Source organism: Pseudomonas ogarae (genome assembly GCF_014268695.2).
Classification (GTDB): Bacteria; Pseudomonadota; Gammaproteobacteria; order Pseudomonadales; family Pseudomonadaceae; genus Aquipseudomonas; species Aquipseudomonas kilonensis.
Genome location: NZ_CP077086.1, coordinates 4446170 through 4470803 on the forward strand (window position 1 = coordinate 4446170; position 24634 = coordinate 4470803).

General features: G+C 61.1%; 21 protein-coding genes. 12 read left to right on the forward strand and 9 right to left on the reverse strand.

Features of this window, described 5'->3' with window-relative positions:
- The 5 genes from HU749_RS19370 to HU749_RS19390 all read left to right on the forward strand — a co-directional run bounded on the left by HU749_RS19370 (position 1) and on the right by HU749_RS19390 (position 6000).
- Positions 1–822: an IclR family transcriptional regulator gene (locus tag HU749_RS19370; protein WP_186649758.1), complete on the forward strand. Its 822-nt coding sequence runs from the start codon at positions 1–3 to the stop codon at positions 820–822.
- Between the two features lie 21 nt (positions 823–843).
- Positions 844–2490 (forward strand): bifunctional 3-(3-hydroxy-phenyl)propionate/3-hydroxycinnamic acid hydroxylase, encoded by a 1647-nt coding sequence (locus tag HU749_RS19375; RefSeq protein WP_186649756.1) that lies wholly within the window; start codon positions 844–846, stop codon positions 2488–2490.
- Positions 2491–2512: 22 nt separating this feature from the next.
- The gene (locus tag HU749_RS19380; protein WP_013693747.1) at positions 2513–3361 is read left to right on the forward strand and encodes a VOC family protein; all 849 of its coding nucleotides are present in this window, start codon (positions 2513–2515) and stop codon (positions 3359–3361) included.
- 73 nt (positions 3362–3434) lie between these two features.
- Entirely contained in the window at positions 3435–4913 is a 1479-nt protein-coding gene (locus HU749_RS19385; protein ID WP_186649754.1) for an aldehyde dehydrogenase family protein, read from the forward strand.
- Between the two features lie 88 nt (positions 4914–5001).
- On the forward strand, positions 5002–6000 hold the full coding sequence (locus tag HU749_RS19390; protein WP_079302308.1) for a helix-turn-helix domain-containing protein: 999 nt from the start codon (positions 5002–5004) through the stop codon (positions 5998–6000).
- A 186-nt stretch (positions 6001–6186) separates the two neighbouring features.
- Here HU749_RS19390 and HU749_RS19395 read toward each other — a convergent pair whose 3' ends face one another.
- The 3 genes from HU749_RS19395 to HU749_RS19405 are packed head-to-tail and all read right to left on the reverse strand — an operon-like array spanning position 6187 to position 11923.
- Positions 6187–7584, reverse strand: a complete 1398-nt coding sequence (locus HU749_RS19395) for an efflux transporter outer membrane subunit (RefSeq protein WP_186649752.1) — start codon at positions 7582–7584, stop codon at positions 6187–6189.
- Entirely contained in the window at positions 7581–10727 is a 3147-nt protein-coding gene (locus tag HU749_RS19400; protein ID WP_186649749.1) for an efflux RND transporter permease subunit, read from the reverse strand. Before HU749_RS19400 ends, HU749_RS19395 begins: the two co-directional genes overlap by 4 nt.
- 2 nt (positions 10728–10729) lie before the next feature.
- Complete coding sequence (locus HU749_RS19405; RefSeq protein WP_186649746.1) at positions 10730–11923, reverse strand: efflux RND transporter periplasmic adaptor subunit; 1194 nt, start codon at positions 11921–11923, stop codon at positions 10730–10732.
- Between the two features lie 112 nt (positions 11924–12035).
- On the opposite strand from HU749_RS19405, the gene baeS reads away from it, so the two are divergent.
- From baeS to HU749_RS19420, 3 genes are all read left to right on the forward strand, one after another.
- Positions 12036–13454, forward strand: a complete 1419-nt coding sequence (gene baeS, locus HU749_RS19410; RefSeq protein ID WP_046064908.1) for a sensor histidine kinase efflux regulator BaeS — start codon at positions 12036–12038, stop codon at positions 13452–13454.
- Between the two features lie 2 nt (positions 13455–13456).
- A complete protein-coding gene (locus HU749_RS19415) occupies positions 13457–14140 on the forward strand; it encodes a response regulator (RefSeq protein WP_046064907.1) in 684 nt (227 codons plus the stop codon).
- A 168-nt stretch (positions 14141–14308) separates the two neighbouring features.
- Complete coding sequence (locus HU749_RS19420; protein WP_153387482.1) at positions 14309–14473, forward strand: hypothetical protein; 165 nt, start codon at positions 14309–14311, stop codon at positions 14471–14473.
- A gap of 454 nt (positions 14474–14927) precedes the next feature.
- Here the strand turns inward: HU749_RS19420 and HU749_RS19425 are convergent, their stop codons facing one another.
- From HU749_RS19425 to HU749_RS19435, 3 genes are all read right to left on the reverse strand, one after another.
- Positions 14928–15377, reverse strand: coding sequence for a hypothetical protein (locus HU749_RS19425; RefSeq protein WP_046064905.1), 450 nt, complete (start codon positions 15375–15377; stop codon positions 14928–14930).
- A 107-nt stretch (positions 15378–15484) separates the two neighbouring features.
- Positions 15485–16747 (reverse strand): HAMP domain-containing sensor histidine kinase, encoded by a 1263-nt coding sequence (locus tag HU749_RS19430; RefSeq protein WP_186652565.1) that lies wholly within the window; start codon positions 16745–16747, stop codon positions 15485–15487.
- Complete coding sequence (locus tag HU749_RS19435; RefSeq protein ID WP_014337608.1) at positions 16744–17427, reverse strand: response regulator transcription factor; 684 nt, start codon at positions 17425–17427, stop codon at positions 16744–16746. Before HU749_RS19435 ends, HU749_RS19430 begins: the two co-directional genes overlap by 4 nt.
- 225 nt (positions 17428–17652) lie before the next feature.
- Here HU749_RS19435 and bamA point away from each other — a divergent pair, with 225 nt between their 5' ends.
- From bamA to HU749_RS29760, 3 genes are all read left to right on the forward strand, one after another.
- Entirely contained in the window at positions 17653–20019 is a 2367-nt protein-coding gene (bamA, locus tag HU749_RS19440; protein ID WP_217870548.1) for an outer membrane protein assembly factor BamA, read from the forward strand.
- A gap of 138 nt (positions 20020–20157) precedes the next feature.
- Positions 20158–20421 carry a hypothetical protein gene (locus HU749_RS19445; protein ID WP_003203536.1) on the forward strand — a complete coding sequence of 88 codons (264 nt, stop codon included), beginning with the start codon at positions 20158–20160 and terminating at the stop codon, positions 20419–20421.
- Positions 20422–20502: 81 nt separating this feature from the next.
- Positions 20503–20589, forward strand: a complete 87-nt coding sequence (locus HU749_RS29760; RefSeq protein ID WP_442087941.1) for a small membrane protein YohP — start codon at positions 20503–20505, stop codon at positions 20587–20589.
- Between the two features lie 102 nt (positions 20590–20691).
- Here the strand turns inward: HU749_RS29760 and HU749_RS19450 are convergent, their stop codons facing one another.
- Both HU749_RS19450 and HU749_RS19455 read right to left on the reverse strand, forming a co-directional pair.
- Positions 20692–21009, reverse strand: coding sequence for a type II toxin-antitoxin system RelE/ParE family toxin (locus HU749_RS19450; protein ID WP_024617906.1), 318 nt, complete (start codon positions 21007–21009; stop codon positions 20692–20694).
- A 2-nt stretch (positions 21010–21011) separates the two neighbouring features.
- On the reverse strand, positions 21012–21242 hold the full coding sequence (locus HU749_RS19455; RefSeq protein WP_024617907.1) for a type II toxin-antitoxin system ParD family antitoxin: 231 nt from the start codon (positions 21240–21242) through the stop codon (positions 21012–21014).
- Positions 21243–21367: 125 nt separating this feature from the next.
- Here HU749_RS19455 and HU749_RS19460 point away from each other — a divergent pair, with 125 nt between their 5' ends.
- Positions 21368–23389 carry a DKNYY domain-containing protein gene (locus HU749_RS19460; RefSeq protein ID WP_186651475.1) on the forward strand — a complete coding sequence of 674 codons (2022 nt, stop codon included), beginning with the start codon at positions 21368–21370 and terminating at the stop codon, positions 23387–23389.
- Here HU749_RS19460 and HU749_RS19465 read toward each other — a convergent pair.
- A complete protein-coding gene (locus tag HU749_RS19465) occupies positions 23386–24426 on the reverse strand; it encodes a zinc-dependent alcohol dehydrogenase family protein (RefSeq protein ID WP_186651477.1) in 1041 nt (346 codons plus the stop codon). The genes HU749_RS19460 and HU749_RS19465 overlap by 4 nt on opposite strands.
- Between the last annotated feature and the right edge of the window lie 208 nt (positions 24427–24634).

Consider the following 24634-nt stretch of genomic DNA (forward strand, 5'->3'; position numbering starts at 1 on the left):
ATGGAAAACCTACACACCCCTGACGCCCTGCCCGAGCAGGATGGCGACAGCAAAGGCTCGAGCCTGGAGCGCATGCTGCGGGTACTCGACCTGTTCACCGAACAGAGCCCGATCTGGGCGGTGGACGACATGGGCGGCGCCTTGGGTTTTACCCGTTCGACGGTCTACCGCTACGTGCGCGAATTGGCCGAGGCCAACCTGTTGTTCCAAGTCGAAGCCGGGCGTTATGCCCTGGGCGCGCGAATCATTACCTGGGACCGCCAGCTGCGCCTGAGCGACCCCCTCGTACGCGCCGCACAATCGCTTGAGCCCAGCTTCCCGCAGTGGAGCGAACATCAGGTGTGGCTGATCTGCCGGCTGTTCAAGGACCAGGTCGTGTGCATTCACCAACACGGGGACCTGTTCAGTGAGGTCAGCTACTCCCGTGGCTCGCCCAGGCCTTTGTTCCTGGGGGCGACGTCCAAGGCGATCCTCGCCAACATGACCTCGCGCCAACACAACCAACTGTTTCTCGACCACCCCGAGGAAGTGCGCGCCAGTCAACTTGGCCAGACGTGGGAGACGTTTCGTCGCTCGCTGCAGCAACTGCGTCGCCAAGGCTATGTGGCCAGCGCAGGTGAAGTCGACGCGGGCGTCTATGGCCTGGCCGCGCCGATCTTCGACGGCGATGGCAAGGTCGTCGGCAGCATCAGTTGCGTGCGCCCGGAGCGAGAACGCGACAGTGCCCAGGAAGAGACACAAGGGCAGCAGATCCTTGCCCTGGCGCAGGATCTGTCGCAACGCATGGCTGCGCTCGCCAACCGTGCCAAGCCACTGGGCTGAGCCATCCGCAAGGGAATAACAATGACAACCCTCAAACGCATCAACACCCAGGTCCTGGTCATCGGTGCCGGTCCTACCGGGCTGACCCTGGCCAACCTGCTCGGCCAAGCCGATGTAGACACGCTGATCATCGATCGCAAGCCGGGCACCGTGACCGAACCACGGGCGGTTTCAATCGATGACGAATCCTTGCGCACCATGCAGGCCATCGGGCTCGATGCCGCCGTGCTGCGTGATGTCGTGCCCGGCTACGGCGTGCATTACTTCACCCGGCCCGGCGGTCGCTGCTTTGGCAAGGTCGAGCCGACCGGCAAACTGTATGGCTTCCCCAAGCGCAACGCCTTTCGCCAACCACTGTTTGAAAACACCCTCAGGCTAGGCCTCGAACGTTTTGCCAGCCTGACGGCGCGGTTCAGCCACGAATTGGTGGAGTTCACCCAGGCCCCACACGGCGTGTGCGCGCTGGTGCGTGACGCCGAAGGGCAACTGATGGAGGTCCACGCGGCTTACCTGGTGGCCTGCGACGGCGGCCGTAGCCCAGTGCGCAAGCAGCTCGGGATCGAGATGGTCGGTTCGAGCTTCTCCTCGCGCTGGCTGGTGGTCGATACCGACCAGGACGACGACCCCTTCTGGCAGACCCGCGTGTATTGCGACGCCCGGCGTCCGGTAGTGGAAGTGCCCGGCCCCCACCGTACGCGCCGATTCGAGTTCCTGCTCAAGCCCGATGAAACGGACGAACAGGTGCTCGACGAAACCTGCCTGCAAGCATTGCTGCGCCCGTTCAAGGGAGACGCGCCGGTTTCCATCGTGCGCAAGACGGTCTACACCTTCCACGCCCGGGTCGCCGAGCGGTGGCAGGTGCAGCGGGTGTTTCTCGCCGGCGACGCCGCGCACCTGACCCCGCCCTATGCCGGGCAAGGCATGAACAGCGGCGTTCGCGATGCCCATAACCTGGGCTGGAAGCTGGTCGGCGTACTGAAGGGAAAAATGGCGGAAAGCGCACTGCTGTCCTACGAAAGCGAGCGTCGTGATCATGCGTGGGCATTGATCAAGTTGGCCTTGAACCTCGGCGTGGTCATGGCACCGGCCACCGTCCTGCGCGCTCGCCTGATCAGTGGCGCATTCGCCTTGATCGGCCTGTTGCCGCCGTTGCGCGATTATTTCCTGCAAATGCGCTTCAAGCCCAAACCCCGCTTCACCCGGGGCCTGGTGCTGACCGAGGGGCAAGCAGGCACGTTGTCCTGTGGACAGATGTTCCCGCAACCGATGCTCACTGACGCCCACGGCCAGGAACGCCTGCTCGATGACGCCATCGGCGCCGGTTTCGCCTTGATTCAATACGGTGACCCGACCCGCCAGCGTATCGATGAACTCAAGCATGGCCTCTGGAGCCACCTTGAAGCCAGACGCATCCTGATCCTGCCCGCGTCTGTCCAGGCCATGCCATCGATCCCGGGCTGCACGGTGCTCCAGGACCGTGAAGGCCAGCTCAAATCCCTGTTGGGCGACTCGCACCCGTTCCTGCTGCTGCGCCCGGATCGCTATATCGCCGCGATTTTCGACAAGGCTACCGAAACCCGGGCCGCCGAATCGTTGCAGTCGCTGTTCGGCATCGCCGTGACCCACAGCAGCGCAATCGAGCCGAGCATCGCGCCCGTCTTTCGTTAAACCTTCACGCACAGAGGTGGTTATGCAAACACTCCAGACTTCCACACCTGCACGCCTGTGCTACCTGCACCTGGCGAGCAAGGACGCGCAACGGCAAATCGATTTCTATCGACGGATGCTGGACATGGACAGCCAGGCGCAAGCCGATGGCAGCTGGATGCTCAGCGGCCCGCAACGCGCCATGCTCGTGTCTCCCGCCGACCACAGCGGCCTGCTCGCGGCGGCGTTCGACCTGGGCAGTCAGCCTCGACTGCAAGCACTGCGGGTTCGCCTGCTCGGCAACGGCTGCGTCATCGAAGAGGTCGACTCGCCGCTGCTCGAAACGGGGGCTTTCCTGATTCGTGATCCCCAGGGCCGGCAAACGATATTTGGCGTCGCTCACCCCGCTCTCCAAGCCTCTGGCCAAGGCATGCCCGGCCGCTTGCAGCACGTGGTGTTCCAGACCACGGAGCTGGAAGCCATGATCGATTTCTACGTCAACACGGTGGGTTTCACTGTTTCGGACAATGTCGTGGATGAGCAGACCGGCCAACTGATGACGTGCTTCCTGCGCTCGGACGACGAGCACCACACCTTGGCATTTTTCCGAGGTTCGAAAAACGAGTGGGACCACCACTGTTACGAAACCAACGAATGGAATGACATCCGCGACTGGGGTGATCGCTTCGCCAAGGAGCGCATCACCATTTTCTTCGGACCCGGCCGACATGGGCCGGGCAACAACCTGTTCTTCATGGTGGTCGATGCCGATCGCAATCGCCTGGAGTTCTCGGCCGAGCTGGAAGTCACCGATGCCAGCCGCCAGCCCGGTGTCTGGGCACAGGAGGAATACACACTCAATTCCTGGGGCCGCGCCTGGATCAGGAGCTGAGCAGTTTTCCCATCGGCGTTTGCACCCTTAATTTCTAAACGAGGCGACCACCTGCCTCCAAAGGTAAAAGACCATGACGACTCAACCGCTCGCGCCCTACGCCATCAACGGCAACCAATACATCAACGGCACCTGGCGTGCAGGGCGCTCCGCACGCCGCCTGGACGACCGCAACCCCTTCAACGGCGAACAGCTGCTGGAGATGCCCCTGGCCTCGATTGCCGATCTCGACGACGCCTATCAGGCAGCGCAGCAGGCGCAGGCAGCGTGGGCACAACTGCACCCCACCCAGCGCGGCGCACAACTTGAAAAACTCGCCCAGGTCATCCAGAACCGCCGTGAAGAAATCATCGACTGGCTGATCCACGAGTCCGGCAGCACCCGGATCAAGGCGAGCATGGAATGGCAATTCACGCTGAACCTGGTGCGCGAATGCACGACGATGCCGATGCAGGTCGAAGGTCGGATCCTGACCAGCTACAAGCCCGGCGAACAGAGCTTTGTCTTCCGTGAACCCTTAGGTGTAGTGGGGGTGATCAGCCCATGGAATTTCCCGCTGTACCTGAGCATGCGCTCGGTGGTGCCGGCACTCGCCCTGGGCAACACGATCGTGCTCAAGCCTGCCAGCGACACAGCGGTGACCGGCGGCCTGCTGATTGCCCACCTGTTCGAAGAGGCCGGCTTCCCCGAGGGTTCGCTCAACGTCGTGGTCGGCGCAGGCTCGGAAATCGGCGATGCCTTCGTCGAGCACCCGGTGCCGAGCCTGATTTCCTTCACCGGTTCGACGGATGTGGGACGCAATGTCGGCCGTATTGCCACTGGTGGCAAACACATCAAGCGCGTGGCCCTGGAACTGGGCGGCAACGCGCCGCTGGTGGTGCTGGATGACGCCGACATTGAAGTTGCGGCGCACGCTGCGGTGGTCGGGCGCTTCCTGCACCAGGGCCAGATCTGCATGAGCGTCAACCGGGTGATCGTAGACCGCTCGTTGTATGCCGATTTCGCGTCGCTGGTGGTGGAGCGCGTGCGCAACCTCAGGACGGGTGATCCGACCAAGGCCGACACGGTGATCGGGCCAGTGGTCAATCAGAGCCAGCTCGATGGCCTGCTGCGTAAGCTCGACGGCGCCCGGAGTGCTGGCCTCAAGCAGCTTTGCGGCGGCCCGGCATCCGGGCTGGTGCTGCCTGCCCATGTGTTCGGTGAAGTGGGAGCCGATCAGGAACTGGCCCGCGATGAAACGTTCGGCCCCCTGCTGCCGCTGCTGGTCGCAGAAAACGAAACCCATGCATTGGCGTTGGCGAACGCCAGCGAGTATGGCCTGTCCAGCGCCGTGTTCACCCGGGACATGGCCCGTGGCTTGAACTTCGCCCGTGGCATTGTGGCGGGCATGACTCATATCAACGACATCACCGTCGATGACCAACCCAATGCCCCGTTCGGTGGTGAAAAGAACTCCGGCCTCGGTCGCTTCAACGGTCACTATGCCCTGGATGAGTTTACCCGTGCCCATTGGGTCACCTGGCAGCCCGGAGGCCATCACTACCCGTTCTGAGTCTTTGGCCCCCTTGATCAGACCCGGATCGGGCAAATCAACCCCTTTGCCCGATCCGTCAGAAAACAATAATAAACAGAGGCGAAAAATGAACCATTTAGCCTGCGTGTCCACCGATCAGGTTGTTCGCTCCGACCGCCTGATGAAATGGAAAGAGTTCATGAGCGATCACCTGGGGCGTACGCCGGACTATATAAAACGGCTGGAGTCGACGTTCATTGACCCATTGCATGACAGCAACTTCCAGGGTCGGCTGGAGTACGGGGACCTGGGCCAGTTACGTTTCTGTCGAATGACCGCCAGCGCCCATCGATATTCGCGCCACCTGAGCAAAGCGATCGACGCCCTCGACACGCCGCGCATGTTGATCATGCAGGTGGCTGGTGTCAGTCACTTCGAGCAGGGCCAGCAAAGCAGCGTGCTGGCCCCTGACGAAATGCTCCTGGTCGACTGCGGCAAACCTTTCAACGTGACCAGCACGCAAGGTTGCGAACATTTCATCCTGCTGTTCCAGGGGGCATCCGGGCAGCTCGCGCAAACCTGCGACATGCACCTGAACGGTCGCAATGGACTGGGGCGGATGCTCATGCACCTGATCAGCGATGCCTACAATCAATATCCCTTGCTGAACAACCATTCGGCCGGGCTGATCGGTGACAGCATCACCGGGCTGCTGGATAACGCGCTGAAGAACAAACAGGAAGAAAAGCAACTCGAACACGACTTCCGCTTCTTCAAGCAGAACCGCCTCAAGGCTTACATCGAGCGCCACCTGGCCGACCGCGACCTGACCATCGAACGCATCGCCAACGCCGAACAGTGCTCGGTCCGCAGCCTGCACCGCGCCTTCCAGGACGAACTGGGGTGCAGTGTCAGCGAATACATCTGGCAGCGGCGCCTGTCACGTTGCGCCGAAGACCTGCGCAACCGGGAACATGCCCACCGCTCGCTCACCGAGATCGCCTACGCCTGGGGCTATGGCAGCAGTTCCCACTTCAGCCGGCATTTCAAATCGACGTTCGGCATGTCGCCGCGGCTATTTCGTGACACCGCGAGCGACAGCCGAGAGAAATCGACGGCGGCTTGAGCCTGGTTCCAATTCATCTGGGTTCACCATATCCCCTGTGGGAGCTGAGTGTTCATGGATTCGGCGCTCACCACAAATCTTCTGTGGGAGCAAAGCTTGCTCGCGATGGCGGTGGGTCAGTCTGCCGTGATGTTGGATGTGCTGACGCTATCGCGAGCAAGCTTTGCTCCCACAGGGGCGGGTTACTTAATTCCAGCCGCCGCCCATCACCTTGTACAACGTCACGCGGTTGCTCTGCTCGGTCAGGCGCAGGGTGATCAGGTCCTGTTGCGCGCTGTACAGGGAACGCTGGGCGTCGAGGGCTTCGAGATAGCTTTGCGAACCGCCACGGTATAACGCGTCGGAGAGTTCGAAGCTCTTGCGGCTGGCGTCGGTCAACGCCTGTTGGGCCTCGATACGGCGATCCAGCGTGCTGCGCTCGGCCAGGGCATCGGCCACTTCCTTGAAGGCGCTCTGCAGTGTTTGCTGGTAGGTCTGCACCTGGATCTCGCGCTCGGTCTTGGCCGAGTCCAGCGTCGCGCGGTTACTGCCGGCATCGAAGATCGGCAGGCTGATACTCGGGGCAAACGTCCAGGCGCCGCTGCCGGACTTGAACAGGCCGGACAAGGCCGAGCTTGAGGAACCGGCATTGGCCGTCAGGCTGATGCTGGGAAAGAACGCCGCACGGGCGGCGCCGATGTCGATATTGGCCGACTTGAGCGTGTGCTCGGCGGCCAGCACATCGGGGCGTCGTTGCAACAGGCTGGAAGGCAGCTCTGCCGGCACCTGCACCAGCGCCGCGGCTGATTCCAGGTACGCGCCCGGCAACAACTCTTCGGGAATGTCGCTGCCCACCAGCAGGCGCAAGGCGTTGCGATCCTGCAGGAAATGGCTTTCATACGCCGCCGCATCGACCCGCGCCGACTCCACGGTGGTTTGCGCCTGGGCCACGGACAGACCGGAGGAGCCGCCCAGGGCGTGGCTGCGTTGGGTCAGTTCGTAGGTCGCCTGCTGGCTGCGCAAGGTCTCCTGGGCCAGGTGCAGGCGCTCGTTGTCGGCCGCCAGGGTCAGCCAGGCGGTGGCCACTTCGGCCACCAGGCTGATCTGCGTGCTGCGTCGGGTTTCGGTCAGGGACAGATAGTCTTCCAGGGCTTCGTCCTGAAGGTTCTGTACCCGTCCAAACAGATCCACTTCATAACTGCTCAAACCCAGTTGCGCACTGTAGTCATGGGTGGTGGCCACCGAGCCCGTGTTGGACAACGAACCGGGCGTGCGACTGTGAGTGCCACTGACACTGGCATCGATCGAAGGCAAGGACTCGGCGCGCTGGATGCGGTATTGCGCCTGGGCCTTTTCAACGTTCAGGACCGCCAGGCGCAGGTCGCGGTTGTTGCTCAGCGCCAGGGACTGCAAGCGCGCCAGGCGGCTGTCGGTGAAAAAGTTTTGCCACTCGATGTCGGCACTCACCTCGCCCTTGGGCGTGCTGGCGACCGGCAGCCATTGCTCGGAGACTGGCGCCTCAGGGCGTTCATACTGCGGCGCCAGATTCATGCAGCCACCGAGCAGCGTGAGGATGGCCAGCAATGGCCAGCGGAACTTGATCATGCGTCACCTGACTGGGCGGATGGAACAGAGGTCGAAGCCGTGGAAACGCGGCCGAAACGCCGGCGAATCTGCACGAAAAACAAAGGAACGAAGAAGATCCCCAGCACCGTGGCGGACAACATGCCACCCAGCACACCGGTACCAATGGCCTGGCGTCCGGCGGAACCGGCACCGCTACTCAGGGCCAGGGGCAATACGCCGAACATGAAGGCCAGGGATGTCATGAGAATCGGCCGCAAGCGTTGGCGCACGGCGATCAGCGTCGCCTCGCGCAAGCTGTTGCCCTGCTCTTGCAGGTGCTTGGCGAACTCGACGATCAGAATGGCGTTCTTGGCGGCCAATCCCACGGTGGTCAACAGCCCGACCTGAAAGTACACGTCATTGCTCAAGCCACTGACACGCGTGGCCAGCACCGCGCCCACCACCCCCAGCGGCACCACCAGCATCACCGAGAAAGGCACCGACCAACTTTCATAGAGCGCAGCGAGGCAGAGGAACACGAACAGCACCGAAATCCCGTACAGCAACGGCGCCTGCGAACCGGAAAGACGCAACTGATAGGATTGCCCGGTCCACTCGTAGCCGATGCCTTCCGGCAATTGCTTGACCAGCGCTTCCACCGCATCCATGGCGTCCCCGGAGCTGACGCCGGGCGCCGGATCGCCAACCACCTCCAGCGAGGCGTTGCCGTTGTAGCGTTCCAGCAACGGCGAGCCGTAGCTCCAGGAACTGCTGGCGAACGAGGAAAACGGCACCATCTCATCGTTGCTGTTGCGCACGAACCAGTGCTCCAGGTCAGCCGCCTGCATCCGCGCCATAGCCTCGCCCTGGACGTAGACCTTCTTCACGCGCCCCTGGTTGAGGAAGTCATTGACGTAAGTGCCGCCCAACGCCGTGGACAGCGTGGTGTTGATGTCACTGGTGCTCAGGCTCAAGGCCCCGGCCTTGCGATCATCGATGCTGACCTTGAGCTGCGGTGCGTCGTTCAGGCCATTGCTGCGTACCCCGAGCAAGCGAGGATCCTGGTTGGCCAGCTCGATGAGTTTTTCCCGCGCCGCCACCAGCGTGTCATGCCCCAGGCCAGCAAGGTCCTTGAGTTGCAGGTCGAAGCCGGACGTCTGTCCCAGGCCGCGCACGGCCGGCGGTTGCATGACGAACACATTGGCATCGCCGATGCTCGACAGCGCCATGGTCGCGCGCTGGGCGAAGGACGCCGCATCCTGCCCCGCCCCCGTGCGCTCGCTCCAGTCCTTGAGGCGGATAAATGCACGGGCGCTGTTCTGGCTGTTGCCGTTCATGCCCAAGCCGGAAATGCTGATCAGCGCTTCGACTTCCGGCTGTTCCAGCAGGTAGCTTTCGAACTGCTTGACCACCGCTTGCGTGCGGCTGTCCGTGGCCCCGACGGGCAACTGCACCTGGGCCATGAGAATGCCCTGATCTTCGTCAGGCAGGAACGAAGTCGGCAAGCTGAAATAACCGGCGGCCATCACCAGCACCAGCAGCCCATACACCAGCCAGCCGACGCGCCCGCGCTGTAAAATGCCCCCCACCTGGCGTTTATAGGCCTCGGCAGCACGCTCGAACGTGCGGTTGAACCAGCCGAAAAATCCGCGTTGAGCGCCATGGCCCTGACCATCGGACGGCTTGAGCAGGGTCGCGCACAAGGCCGGCGTCAGCGTCATGGCGACGAGTACCGAGAGCACCATGGCCGAGACGATGGTGACCGAAAACTGCCGGTAGATAACGCCTGTGGAGCCGCCAAAAAAAGCCATGGGAATGAACACCGCACTGAGCACCAGGGCGATGCCGACCAGGGCGCTGGTGATTTCATCCATCGACTGGCGCGTGGCGTCCAGGGCCGACAGCCCCTGCTCGCCCATCACCCGCTCGACGTTCTCCACCACCACAATCGCGTCGTCCACCAACAGGCCGATGGCCAGGACCATGGCGAACATGGTCAGGGTGTTGATCGAATAACCGAACAGCGCCAGCACACCGAATGTCCCCAGCAGCACCACCGGCACCGTGATCGCGGGGATCAACGTGGCCCGCAGGTTCTGCAGGAAAAGGAACATGATCAGCACCACCAGGACAATCGCCTCGCCCAGTGACTTGACCACTTCTTCGATGGACAGGCTGACAAAGGGCGTGGTGTCGTAGGCAATCACGTTCTTGAGTTGCATCTCCGCTGGATAGAACGGCTCCAGCTCCTTGAGCTTGGCCTTCACCGCCTCACCGACGTTCAGGGCGTTGGCCCCGGCGGCGAGCTGGACGCCCATGGCGGCAGCTGGTTTGCCGTTGAGGGCAGAACTGACGTCGTAGCTTTCACTGCCCAATTCAACCCGCGCCACATCCCCAAGCAGCACCACCGCTCCGTCGCTGGTGGACTTGACCACCACATTGCGAAACTCCTCGACGGTCTGCAGCTTGCTGCGGGCGCTGATGGTGGCGTTCAACTGCTGACCTTTCACCGCCGGCATGGCGCCGAGTTGACCGGCAGAAACCTCGGTGTTCTGCGCCTCCAGGGCCGTGCTGACATCCGAAGGCATCAGCGCGTATTTTTCCAGCAGGGCCGGGTCCAGCCAGATGCGCATGGCATAGCCGGAGCCCAATGTCTGCACATCGCCGACACCGTCGATGCGGCTGATGGAATCGAGCAAGGTGCTGGAAATGTAATCGCCGATCTGGGTGCCGGTGACGCTCGGATTGTCGGAGGCCAGGGCGGCAATCATCAGGAAGTCCGAGCCGCCCTTGGTCACGGTCAGGCCCTCGCTTTGCACCGACTGCGGCAGCCTCGACTCGGCCTGTTGCAACTTGTTCTGCACCTGCATCTGGGCCACGTCCGGGTTGGTGCCGGCGGTGAAGGTCAGGCTGATGCTGGCGCTGCCATCAGAGCTGCTGGAGGCCGACATGTAGGTCAGGTTATCCAGGCCCTTCATCTGCTGTTCGATGACCTGGGTCACCGAGTCTTCCACGGTCTTGGCCGAGGCGCCGGTGTAGGTTGCGGAAATACGCACCGTCGGCGGCGCGATGTCCGGGTACTGTTCCAGGGGCAACTGGCTGATGGACAAGGCGCCAGCGAGCATGATGACGATGGCGATGACCCAGGCGAAAATCGGTCGGTCGATAAAGAAGCGCGCCATGTTCAACCCTCCTGCGCAATGGCAACAGGCGTCGCTTTCTGCGTACGGCTGCGGGTACCGGTATTCTGTGCCACGACGGTTTCACCGACCCGGACCTTCTGCCCGCCCTCGACAATCACCTGGTCTCCCGCGTTCAGCCCCGCGGTGACCCACCACTGGTTATCCACGGCGCGGTCGATGGTCAGCATGCGCTGCTCGACCTTGCCATTGACCACCACCAGCGCCGAAGTCGCACCACTGGCACTGCGGGTCACCGCCTTCTGTGGAATCAGGATGGCCTTGTCATCCCGCGCCTGCTCCAGCACCGCTCGCACGTACATGCCCGGCAGCAACAGTCGGTCCGGGTTGGCGATTTGCGCCCGCAGGGTCACCGTGCCCGTGCTCTCATTGACGCTGACCCCACTGAACTTCAAGCGACCTTCATGGGTATAGGTGCTGCCGTCATCGAGCTTGAGGCTGATCCGCGCTTCACCTTCGCCATTGCTCTGCAGCACACCGCTGGCCAGGTCGCGCTTGAGCCGCAACAGTTCGGTGGTCGACTGGGTGACGTCTACATACATCGGGTCCAACTGCTGCACGGTGGTCAGTGCGCTGTCCTGGTTGGCCACCACCAGCGCGCCGGGCGTGACCGTCGAGGTTTCGATGCGCCCACTGACGGGGGAACTGATGCGGGTATACGCCAGGTTGATGCGTGCGGTGTCGACATCGGCCTGGGCCACTTGCACCTCCGCTTCGGCGGTCAGCAGGCTGGCCTGGGCATCCTCGTTGTCCTGCTGGCTGATAGCATCGATCTTTACCAACTGGGCGTCACGCTTGGCCGTGGCCTGGGCCGACTTCAAGGTGGCGCGTGCCTTGGCGAGATTCGCCTGGGCCTCAGCCAATGCGGCCTTGTAAGAGGAAGCATCCAGTTGATACAGCGCCTGTCCGGCCTTGACCTCGGCCCCTTCGACAAACAGGCGCTGCTGGACGATACCGCCGACCTGCGGGCGTATCTCGGCGACCATGAACGCCTGGGTGCGTCCGGCCAGCTCAGTGGTCAGCGCCTGGCTTTGCGGCTGCACGGTGATCACCGAGACCTTGGGCGGTTCGGGTGTGGGTGCCGATTCGCCGGAGCAACCGCCCAACATGAACAAAACGATCAAGCACACCAGGAAGGCGGCGGTCACCAGGGATTTGGCGAATAATTTGGTCGACATAAATGCCTCTGCAAGACGGATGGTTCAAGCCAGGCGCCATACTGCGAGGCAAATGTGCAGGAAAATTGAAGATTGCCCGCCGCCCTTGAATCTTCATCGCTCCAGGGCCTAAATGGTCAGGCCATTCATCGAACTGCCCGAGCCCATGAAACTGAGCATCTCCACCAAGCTGTTTATTGCCGTCATGGCCAGCGTCCTGTTTGTCATCCTGAGCATGGGGGCGGCCAACGGCTGGAGCTTTGGCAACGGCTTTCTCGACTACCTCAACGAACAGGCACTGTTGCGCATGAAGCCGGTGCTCCCCCGCCTGGCCAACGCCTACCAGCGCGAAGGTGACTGGGAATTCCTGCGCAACCAGCCGGATCGCTGGTTCGAACTGCTGCGCCCGGAGCCGGCGGAAAACACCACCCACCCAGGACGGCCCCCCATGCCGATGTCCGACCTGACCGGGGCGGTGTTTCGCATTGCCCTGCTCGACCAACAAAAACAATTGGTCATGGGCTATTCGGCCATTGGCGACGACGCCCTGATGCGCCCGATCGAGGTCGCCGGCAAAACTGTCGGCTGGCTGGCGGTGACGCCGTTCCAGAACGTGACTGAAGCTGGCGGTGAACGCTTTCGTCAGTATTTGGTGCGCACCAGCCTGGCCGTGGGCGTGCTCTCGTTGCTGTTGGCGATGCTGATTGCCTGGTGGATCGCCCGTACCCTGCTTGACCCGGTCAAGCGGGTGGCCGCCGCCACGCACCGCTTGGCCGCCGGGGAATACAGCAACCGCGTGTCGGTGGCCTCCAATGACGAAGTCGGTCAGTTGGCCCGAGACTTCAACCAGCTGGCGTATACCCTGGAACGCAACGAAAAAATGCGCCGGGAATTCATGGCCGATGTGTCCCACGAACTGCGCACCCCGTTGTCGGTGTTGCGCGGCGAGCTGGAAGCCATCGAAGACGGCGTACGCACCCTCGACCCGTCCTCGATGAAATCGCTGCAAGGCGAAGTCAGCATGCTCAGCAAACTGGTGGATGATCTCTACGAACTGTCCCTGGCCGATGTCGGCGCGCTGACCTACCGCAAGAGCGAATGCGATCTCAACGACTTGCTGGACGGTTGCGTGGCGATGTTCCAGGAGCGTTGCAATGCCCGGCATCTGCGTTTGGAGCTGGAGCTGCCGACAACGCCGCTACGGTTGGAGGCCGACCCCAAACGCTTGCAGCAGCTATTCAGCAACCTGTTGGAAAATGCCGTGCGTTATACCGACGAGGGTGGCGTGCTGCGCATTCGTGCCGCCAGCGAGGACGACGTCGTGCGCATCGATTTTCTCGACTCCGGCCCCGGGGTCGATGCGGATCAATTGCCGCGACTGTTCGAGCGTTTTTACCGCGGCGAAACCTCACGCAATCGCGCCAGTGGCGGCGCCGGCCTGGGACTGGCCATCTGTCACAGCATCGCCCTGGCCCATGGCGGCAGCCTCAGCGCCGATCACTCGCCTTTGGGCGGCCTTTGGCTGACCCTGCGCCTGCCACGGAACACCTGAACATGGCCACTGACAGCCCAATCCTTATTGTCGAAGACGAACCCAAACTGGCCGCATTGATGCGCGACTACCTGATCGCCGCTGGCTACGCGACCCAATGCCTGGACAATGGCCTTCAAGTGGTGCCGGCGGTACGGGCCAGCGAGCCGCGGTTGATCCTGCTCGACCTGATGCTGCCGGGGCGCGACGGCCTGCAAGTGTGCCAGGAGTTGCGCAGCTTCAGCGCCGTGCCGATCATCATGATCACTGCCCGCGTGGAGGAAGTCGATCGCCTGCTCGGGCTGGACCTGGGGGCCGACGACTACATTTGCAAACCCTTCAGCCCGCGTGAAGTGGTGGCCAGGGTCAAGGCGATCCTGCGGCGTAGCCCGCAACTGCTCGTCACCGCGCCAGCACGCCTGCTGATTGACGAAGACCGTTACCAGGCGTCACTCGATGGCGTCGCCCTGGACCTGACGCCCTTGGAACTGCGCCTGCTCAGTACATTGGCGCAGTCCCCGGGGCGGGTGTTTTCCCGGGATCAATTGCTCGACCGGATCTATTCCGATCATCGGGTGGTTACCGATCGTACGGTTGACAGCCATATCCGTAATCTGCGGCGCAAGCTTGAGCAGGCTTGCCCGGCGGAGAATCCTATCGAGTCGTTGTATGGGGTGGGTTATCGGTTTCAGCTTGCTGACGTTTGAAGCGGTGCGTCTTGGGGGGCGTCTTGGTGAACGGGAGGATGGGTACATATCCGTTTTTTGCGGTAACGGCTGCTTAGGGTTCCGCCCTGACGGCGGCTCACTTTTGAAGAGCGCAAAAGTAAGCAAAACGCTCCTGCCCCACCACTCGGCACCTCGCTTAGGCTCGGTGTGCCCTCTCTCCGGCATTGCTCCGTGGGCCGCCGCGAAGGGCCATCCATGGCCCAGCGCGGCTACCTCGGCATCCATGCCGAGGTGCCCACTGCGCAATGCCTGCGTTCGGCCAGCGTGGTTAACGGGGCGCCCGAGATCAACGTCCACCGCGAGGCGGCCTAACAGCCGACCTGTTTTTGGTGGGACCGCGTTTCTCCTGTGGGAGCGAGCCTGCTCGCGATAGCGGTGGTTCAGCTAAATAAATGTTGGCATATGTCCCGCTCTTGCTCTTGCTCTTGCTCTTGCTCTTGCTCTTGCTCTTGCTCTTGCTTTGGACTTTGATCTCGACGCCCCGTTAAACCACGCTGGCCGAACGCAGGCATTGTGGAGTGGGCATCCCGGCATGGATGCCGGGATAGCCGCGCTGGGCCATGGATGGCCCTTCGCGGCGGCCCACGGAGCAATGCCGGAGTGAGGGCATGCCGAGCCTAGGCGAGGCACCAAGTGGTGGGGCAAAAGCGTTTTGCTTACTTTTGCGCTTTTCAAAAGTGAGCCGCTGTAAAAGCGGAACCATAAGCGGCCGTTACCGCAGCAACGGATATACACCCTAAAAACTACGCCCCCGGATAAGTCGAGCCTATTGATCCGCTGAGTAGATAATGGTTTGCGCACTGCCCCCCGCAGCAGGCCGACGGGTGAAGTAGGTGTCGCCTTCGTCTGTCTGGATCTCGTAGTCGGCCTTGCTGGCGACCCGGCTCGATGCATCGCTGTGCTTGATGATTTTCAGCACCCGCTGGAACTTCACGCCTTGCGTGCCGTTCTGGGCGGGGCCGGTGAGTACATTGACCTTCTGGAACCAGCCTTCCTGCTTTTTGTTCGACACCAGGGTGCCGCTCAGTGCTTCAAAACGCTCAAGACGGGTAAACCCCCAGAGTGTCTGTTCCTCGACCACTTTGCCCGGGGTGGCGGAACCGGTGAAGACAAACAGGTTAAGGCTCGGATTGTCTTCGCAGAAGAAGTCATAAGGCACCAGACCATCGACCATTCTCTTGCCGGGAACGAAACCCTTCTTATGAACCAGAAACATGAGCACCTCCACGCTGAAACACCAGCAAACGCTGAGTAAGTTTGAGCGCAAAGTCTACTGAGGCGGGGCGTACAGGGCCGTCAAGCCAATGTAATATCGTGTAAAGATCACACCCTACGAGGCAAGCTGATTTCCACAGTCAACCCACCGGACGGCTCGTTGCGCGCCAGGATGGAGCCACCGTGTATTTCCACGGCCCTTGAGGCAATGGCCAGGCCCAGGCCGAAGCCGGCACTGGCTTCGTTCAAGCCACGTTCGAATGGGTTGAAAATGCTCTGTAGCCGCGAATGTTCAACACCCGGGCCCTGATCGCTGATCTGCACTGTCAGGCCATCTGCGGCGCCATTGACCTCGGCCACGACCATCACCGCGGTGTCTGGCCGGGTATGGCGCACGGCGTTTCGGATAACGTTCTCGAAACACCGATACAGCAGCTCACCGCTGGCATGGCTGATAAAAGCCGGAGACGCCTGCAGGCTGACACGACAACCTTTCATGCCCGCCTCGAATTGCGCGTCCTCGACGATCACCGACAGCAACTCGACGATATCGATGGGCTCGCGCTCGATACTCTCTGGTCGCCCCTGCAGGCGTGCCAGGGTCAACAGCGCCTCGATCAGCGTATCCATGCGCACCGACTCACGGTCGATGCGTTCCACCATTTCCAGGCGGGCCGGTTCCTGGCGCAACAGCCCAATGGCCGCTTGCATGCGCGTTAGCGGTGAGCGCAATTCGTGGGAGATGTCGTGCAACAGGTCTTGCTGGGCTTGCACCAACAGTTTCAGTTGGTTGGCCATTCGGTCGCAGTCCTCGGCCAGGTCGACGATTTCATCGCGCCGCCCACCCATCATCGGTTTTACCCGGGTTTCGAAACGTCCCTGAGCAACCTCGCTCATGGCCCGCCGAAGATTGGCCAGCGGCCATGCCAGGTAATACGCCGTATAGCCACTGAACAGCGCACTCATCAGCGTGCCGATGATCAACGGCGTCGAGCGCGCCGGCCCGTCGCCACCTTCCCTGCCGGGCGGATGCGTAGACCTCAGCCATAGCGTCATACCGTCCTTGCTGATGATCGCGCGCTCGTAGGCCGGCTGTGGAACCGGCGCCCCCGCTATCAGCTGACCGGCCTTGTCATACACACCAATGGCCTGATCCCCAGGGTGCTCCCACACCGCCAGCAACTGCTGGCCCGCCTCGACACCAAACTGGCGCAGCAGTTGCTCCTCGCTGGCAAGGATCGTTTCCAGATGCGGATCCCCGGGCTTGAAACTGCCCAGCACCAGGACGCCCAACCCCACCAGAAACGTCAAGCTGGTGGCGAGCCAGAACGCCAGGAACAGTTTCCAGAACAGCCGGCTGGGCTTCATCATTCGGCGATCAACAGGTAACCGAGACCCCGCACGCTCTGGATCCAGGCCTTGGCATCGGGGCGCGGTCCCAGCTTGTGGCGAATGCTGCTGATGTGCACATCGATGCGCCGGTCATAGCGAGTCAAGGGACAACCCAGGGCATTGAGTGAGAGGTTCTGTTTACTCACCACTTGCCCGGCACAGCGGGCCAGCTCCTCGAGCAAACTGAACTCGGTGCTGGTCACCCCCAGCTCGCGCCCCTGCCAGAGCGCCTGGCGCTTGCCAGGCCACAGGACCAGCGGTCCGGTCCTGATCACTTCGCCGGTTGACCGATCCACCGGCTGCACCCGGCGCATGATCGCCCGCAAACGCGCCACCAGCTCCCCCGGTGAGCTGGGCTTGGGCACATAGTCATCGGCGCCCAGCTCCAGGCCGGTGATCTTGTCGATGTTGTCGCCACGAGCTGTCAGCAACACCACCGGCACCTGGCTCACGGCCCGAATGCGCCTGAGCACCTCGATACCCGACAGTCGCGGCAGCATCACGTCCAGCACCACGATGCTGTAGCGACCGGACAGCGCTTGCACCTCGCCCTCCTCCCCCGTGTGCACGGCAGTCGCCTCAAAGCCTTCGCGCTCCAGGTATTGGCTGAGCATTCCCGTCAGTTCCTGGTCATCGTCGACTAGCAATACAGAGATCATGGGGCGCTCTTGAGTAGGTGTCGGGCCATTATCGCCCGTGTGCCGCGTACCGTCATCGCCGCGGGCCAACCTTTACCTAACTTGACATTGGGTTAACCGCACCAAACGCAGCGAACTTTTATGCTTGCTCGCCACCAGCCCGCTCGCTCCCGCGGTGACTCGTCTTGCGGTGAGATATCCGCGTCCACCTACACCACCTGTCGATGTGTCCTGGATAAGATCTTGATGAATTTTTCGCGCCTGCTCTGCTCGGCTGCACTGCTGCTCAATGTCACACTTGCCCACGCCCAAGGTTTCAAGATTTCCGATATTCGCATCAACGGCCTCCAGCGCGTTTCCGCAGGCAGTGTCTTCGGTGCCTTGCCATTGAACGTCGGCGATAACGCGGATGAGCGGCGCCTGGTGGAGTCCACGCGTGCGCTGTTCAAGACCGGCTTTTTCCAGGACATCCAACTGGGACACGACGGTGATGTCCTGGTCATCACCGTCGTCGAGCGCCCCTCCATCGCCAGTATCGAGATCGAAGGCAACAAGGCGATCTCCACTGAAGACCTGATGAAGGGCCTCAAGCAGTCCGGCCTGGCCGAAGGCGAGATCTTCCAGCGCGCCACCCTCGAAGGTGTACGTAACGAGCTGCAACGCCAGTACGTTGCCCAGGGTCGCTACTCGGCCACCGTTGACACCGAAGTGGTGCCGCAGCCGCGCAACCGCGTCGGCCTGAAGGTCAACATCAACGAAGGCACCGTGGCGGCGATCCAGCACATCAACGTGGTGGGCAACACGGTTTTCCCTGATGAAGACCTGATCGACCTGTTCGAGCTCAAGACCACCAACTGGCTGTCGTTCTTCAAGAACGACGACAAGTACGCCCGTGAAAAACTCTCAGGTGACCTGGAGCGCCTGCGTTCCTACTACCTGGACCGTGGCTACATCAACATGGACATCGCTTCGACCCAGGTGTCCATCACCCCGGACAAGAAGCACGTCTACATCACCGTCAACGTCAACGAAGGCGACAAGTACACCGTTCGTGACGTCAAGCTCAGCGGCGACCTGAAAGTGCCTGAAGACCAGGTCAAGTCGCTGCTGCTGGTGCAGAAGGGCCAGGTGTTCTCGCGCAAGCTGATGACCACCACGTCCGAGCTGATCACCCGTCGCCTGGGTAACGAGGGTTACACCTTCGCCAACGTCAACGGCGTGCCACAGCCGCACGATGAAGACCACACCGTCGACATCACCTTCGCCGTGGACCCGGGCAAGCGTGCCTACGTCAACCGCATCAACTTCCGTGGCAACACCAAGTCCGAAGACGAAGTGCTGCGCCGTGAAATGCGCCAGATGGAAGGTGGCTGGGCGTCGACCTACCTGATCGACCAGTCCAAGACCCGCCTGGAGCGCCTGGGCTTCTTCAAGGAAGTCAACGTCGAGACCCCGGCCGTGCCGGGCGTCGATGACCAGGTCGATGTGAACTACAGCGTCGAAGAGCAGGCTTCCGGCTCGATCAGCGCCAGCGTTGGCTTCTCGCAAAGCGCCGGCCTGATCCTTGGCGGCTCGATCACCCAGAACAACTTTCTCGGCACCGGCAACTACGCCAGCCTGGGCCTGACCCGCTCGTCCTACCAAAGCAAGTACAACATCGGCTTTACCGACCCCTACTTCACGCCAGACGGCGTGAGCCTGGGTTACAACGCGTTCTACAACGCCACCGACTACAACGAATATTACGATGACGATAACTCGTACTATTCCATCAATAGCTACGGCGCCGGCACCTCCCTCGGCTACCCGATCAATGAAACCTCACGGTTGAATTTCGGCGTGACGGTACAACATGACAGCATCGAACCAGGAACCTACAGCGCCGATGAGATCTACGATTTCATCGAGCGTGAAGGCAAGGACTTCACCAACTTCAAGGCCAATCTCGGCTGGTCCGAATCGACCTTGAACAAGGGCGTGCTGGCCACCCGTGGGCATTCGCAAAGCCTGAACCTGATGGCGACGGTGCCCGGCAGCGACCTGAGCTTCTACAAGATCGACTACACCGGGCAGGCCTTCGTACCGGTCAGCGACGCCACCTCGCTGCGCTTGCACACCAAACTCGGCTACGGCAACAGCTACGGCTCCACAGACGGCCTGCCGTTCTATGAAAACTACACCGCCGGTGGCGAAGGCTCGGTTCGCGGCTTTGAAAGCGGCACCCTCGGCCCGCGCAACACACCGGCCACCGGCACCTATGCCAGCGCCGGCCAAGCGTACTACTCCGACCGGGACACCGAGTCACTGGGCGGCAACATACTCATCACCGGCGGCGTGGAATACCTGTTCCCACTGCCCTTCATCAAAGACAACAAATCACTGCGCACCTCGGTGTTCTGGGACGTGGGCAGCGTCTATTCCGACAAGTGCTACCTGAGCACCACCCAGGGATGCGATGGGGTCGATCTCAGCCAGATGGCCAGTTCGGTGGGAGTCGGGGTGACCTGGTATAGCCCGCTGGGTCCGTTGAGCGCCAACGTGGCCTTTCCGGTGCGAACGCCGGATAACGCGGATACGCAGGTGTTTCAGTTTTCCTTGGGGCAGACGTTTTAAGCGGGTGGGGCCAGTCATAAGCAGGGGTTGCTCCGCAACAAACGCAGCTCACCAATAAATCTCAAAAACGGAGGATAACGGCCGATACCCAGGATAAGACCTCGCGACTGGGGCGCAGGACAGAACAGTAGGCCAGCCATGACAGAGATTTATTTGCTGATAGCGCACGGCACGGACCAGGGCGAAGCTTACGTCCTGGGCTGGTTCGACGACCGGAGCAAAGCCCGGGAAGTGGCCGAGCAGAAAGAATGGGAGGCGTACCGCGCCAGCCTGAAGGAGAAACATCCATGGTCGAGCCACAAACCGCTGGCACCGGACCAGACGGACTATCGTCGCTACTGGATCAAGACCATTTCAAAATTCGAGCATGTGCCAGTGCCAAGGTCCTTTGCGGTCCATTGATCACAACGCATGAATATTCAACGAAACGCGCGTTATCGGTAGCGGTCTAGACGATTAAGCCCATCCGATGAGAGCGTTTTTATGTTGAAATTCCTTGGCGGCACCGTAGGTATCATCTTCCTGATTGGCCTGATCGTGGTGATTGCGCTGTTCAAGTTCATTTTTTGAGCCTGGCGGCGGCCAGTGGCTTGGCGTTCCATTTTTCTGGCGTGAAAAAGCCCAATCTTTACAGATTGGGCTACGTTATTGTGGCCAACCGGTTCGCTTGAGTCATGACGACATCCATTCAGGGATGTCCCGCATGCCATGCAAAACTCGCCATACATCAATGTGTTCATCGCGTTCAACGTAGAACACCAGATAGGGATAACGTTTCAGCGGCCAGCAGAGCAATCCGGGTATATCCAGCTCATGGGCGTACCGGGTCATACCCGATGCCGGATGGCGGCTGATGTGCGTATAGGCGTTTTCCAGGGCGTCGATGAAACTAAGTGCCGCCTGCTCGGCCTGCTGATCTAGGTAATAGTTGACGGCGTCCTCTACATCCTGGCTGGCCAGAGCTCGCGGAATGACGGGTTTCGCCTTCATCCTCACCCCTTGCGCACCTTGGCCCGTAGAGATTCGAAGTAGTCGCCATTCACAGGAGCAGTGGGAGCCGACTCAGCCCCGGCCAGTACCAGGCCGCGCAGATGCTGCCGATCCTGATCCTTGCGAATCAGCTCCCGCACATATTCGCTGCTGGTGCTGTAGCCTCGCAGGCTAACCTGATCATCTATAAAAGATTTGAGAGCGTCCGGCAGGGAGATGTTCATGGTACTCATGGCTTTGCCTGTTTTTTGACAAAATTTGCCAAAGTATACACTCTTGAGCCTGCCTCGCCAGGGATCGAGCTCGCTGCAAAACTTGTAGTCCTTGGCCAACCATCAGACGTTCAAGACGCAATAACATGACTGACATAGAGACGGCTATTGCTGACTGGGAGCCGCTGCAACTTGAATGGCATCAAGGTTTCGCCTTCGTCGACGGTGTGCTGCTGGGCGACGGGCAAGTGCCTGATGTGTACATCATGCTCAACCCCGAAGGTGCATACCCCGGCGCGATAGCACAATCTGCCAGCGCTGGGCGTTATCCGCCCTCGCCCTTGCTGGCCGATCAGCCGGTTTGGCGACATCGACGCAACCCTTGGGTCTTGCGCGACACGCTGCGCGATTACTACCTGCTTCCGTCCTACCGGGAGCGCCATGGCTACCACGCGCTGCAGGCCCTGCCGTTTCGCTTCGACCACGGCCTGGAAAGCCTCGGCCACCAGTACTGGCGCGACGCAACCGGCGCCTATTGGTTCGGCGACTACGCGATCAGCCGAATCCCCGACGCACGACCCGACAGCCTGGCCCTGTTGCCAGCGTCGCCAGCCTCGGTGACTTCAGCGTCTGCCCTGTTCAGCGACGGGGTGAATATCTTTTTGCAGGGGCAATTTATCGCCAGCGCCACGGCGCGGGTGCGGTATTGCAACCACCCGTCCTATCGAGTGATCGCCGGTCAGGTCTACAAGGGCTTCAAGCCCCTGCACCAGAAGGACGGCACGCCGCTGCCGATCGCAAACCCGGACGACTTCCAGATGCTCGCCCATCGCTGGGGCACCGATGGGCAGTCGATCATCGTGCAAGCGCAGCAAGGTTCGAGCATTTCCTATGAATACTTCTATCGCATCGACAATGCCGACCTGACAACCTTCACCGTGCTTAACGAACGCTACGCCAAAGACCGACACCGCGCCTATTACCTGACCGGCAAGAGCATTCGCTACGTTGGCGATTTCCACCTGCTCAAATGCTGGCAACCAGTGTTTGATGAGTGCGGCCGCGTGGTCAGCGCCAGCGAACGCGAGCATGACTATTTTGCCGTGGACGACACGTTCGTCTACGCCGCCGGAATCCGCTTGCGTGAAGCCCATGGCCCGAGTTTTCGCCACTTGGGGTTCGACTATTACCGCGATCACCAGCACGTCTACAGGCGCCAGAAACGCCTTGATGTCGACATAGAAAGCTTCGTAGTGACCCAGCTCTATCGCAATGACCAGGATTACTCGCCCGTGCTGGTCGGTGACAAGCACGGCCCGCTGGGCTCTGGCGGCATCATCGATGCGGCCATGCAACAGGCCTGGGCGCCTTATTTCGAAGCCCATCCGCAGATGAAGGACTATTGGTGGCACCGTCTACAGGCCCTGCCTGAAGAATCGCAAACACCTGCAGAAACACTGCCCTTACGTGCCATCGGCCAGGGTTTCGAACTGGGTCGCCAGGTGTACTTCCATGGGCGCCTTATCAACGGGCTGGACGCGGCGAGTTTCAAATTGCTGGACACGCACCTGTGCGGCGATGCCCAGGGCTTGTATCTGATCCCGTTTCATAACGCCGAAACCGAGGTACCGGAACGGTTTTCCCAGGCGCCCGCGGAGCATTTCCGTTCACTGGGTGCGCCCTACCTGACTGACGGTAAGACCGTGTTCTGTCACCGGATTTTTTACCAGCTCCCGGAACCGATTCACAAGGCGCAAGCGGCCACGTTCGAGTCCTGCGGTCATGGTTGGGCCAAGGATCGCGATGCGGTGTATTACTACGGCGAGGCGAAAAAGCGACTACATCCCTCGGATACCCGCATTCTCGGCACCTATGCCATCAGCCCTAGCCTGATTCTCTCGGAAGGCAAGCCGCTGGAGGTGGCGTTCGATCCTGAAGAGATTCGCGTGCCCCATCCCGATTTCCTGCAACTGGGCACGCGCAAGTTGTTCTGCCGCCGACGACCGGTGAGCGCCAAGCGAATCGACCTGGCTACCCTCCAATTCCTGGACGACCGCTACGCCCGTGACCAACATCGAATCTATCACTACGACGGTTATGCAACCTTGACCGAGGTCGACGAAGCGCATTATCGCGAATCCCTCGGCCAGCCGGCGGCGAACGCCTAGAACTGCGTCACGACCGTAACCCCTGCCGTGTCAAACCGATCCATGTTCATGAGCGCATCAATGGATTGTTCGAGGCTGATGGTCTTGCCGACCAGTTTTTCAGGCGCCAGCTTGCCGGACGTGATCATCTCCATCATCGCGCCGTAACGGTGAGCCTGCATGCCATGGCTGCCACAGATCTCCAGCTCGTAGGCAATGACCTTGCTCATGGGGATTGCCGGCGTGCTCTGGTCCGCCAGCATCAACCCGACCTGGACGTGCTTGCCGCGCCGTCTCAGATTATTGATGGAGTTGAAGCAGGTCGTAGGATGGCCCAGGGCATCCAGCGAAACGTGAGCGCCGCCCTTCGTAATCTCGAGTACCGCCTCGGTGACATCCGCCACCCGACTTGCGTTGACCGTCGCGACGGCACCCAGTGACTGGGCAAGCTTGAGCTTATCGTCGGAAATATCGATGGCGATAACGTTCGCCCCGATAGCGTTGGCGATCATCACCGCGGACAACCCCACACCGCCACAGCCATGAACCGCGACCCACTGGCCCGCCGTAACCTTGCCTTGATCGACAACCGCACGGAACGAGGTGACGAAACGACAGCCCAGGCTCGCCGCCGTGGCGAAATCCATGTTTTCAGGCAGCGCGACCAGGTTCAAATCCGCCTTGTGAATCCCCACATACTCGGCGAAAGAACCCCAATGGGTGAAGCCCGGTTGAAACTGGCTGTGGCACACCTGCTGGTTGCCGCTATTGCATTCCGGGCATGCCCCGCAGCCACCGACAAACGGAACGGTAATGCGATCGCCCACCTTCCATCTTGTGACATCTTTACCGACCTCAGCCACGATCCCTGCCAATTCGTGACCGGGCACATGGGGCAGCTGAATATCAGGATCATGACCTTTCCAGCCATGCCAGTCGCTTCGGCAGACGCCCGTGCCAAGGACCTGAACCACCACACCGTGACGCTCGGGGGTCGGGTCTTCGACCGTCATCAAACGAGGGCGTTGGGAAAAGGCTTCGTAAACTACGGCTTTCATGAGGATCCCTCTACTTTGAAAAAGCGCTGTACATGAATCCGAGCAAGTCGCTTGGGCTCAATCCACTATCGGGTAGTCTGTTCACCCAGCACTGATCCGCACCATGCCTGACGCCCTCCTGAAAAACCAAATCTTTTCAGAGGGGGCGAAGCCGTTCCAGCATTCGATAACGGGCCAATGCGTCATGGCTCTCTGCCACTTATTTCAA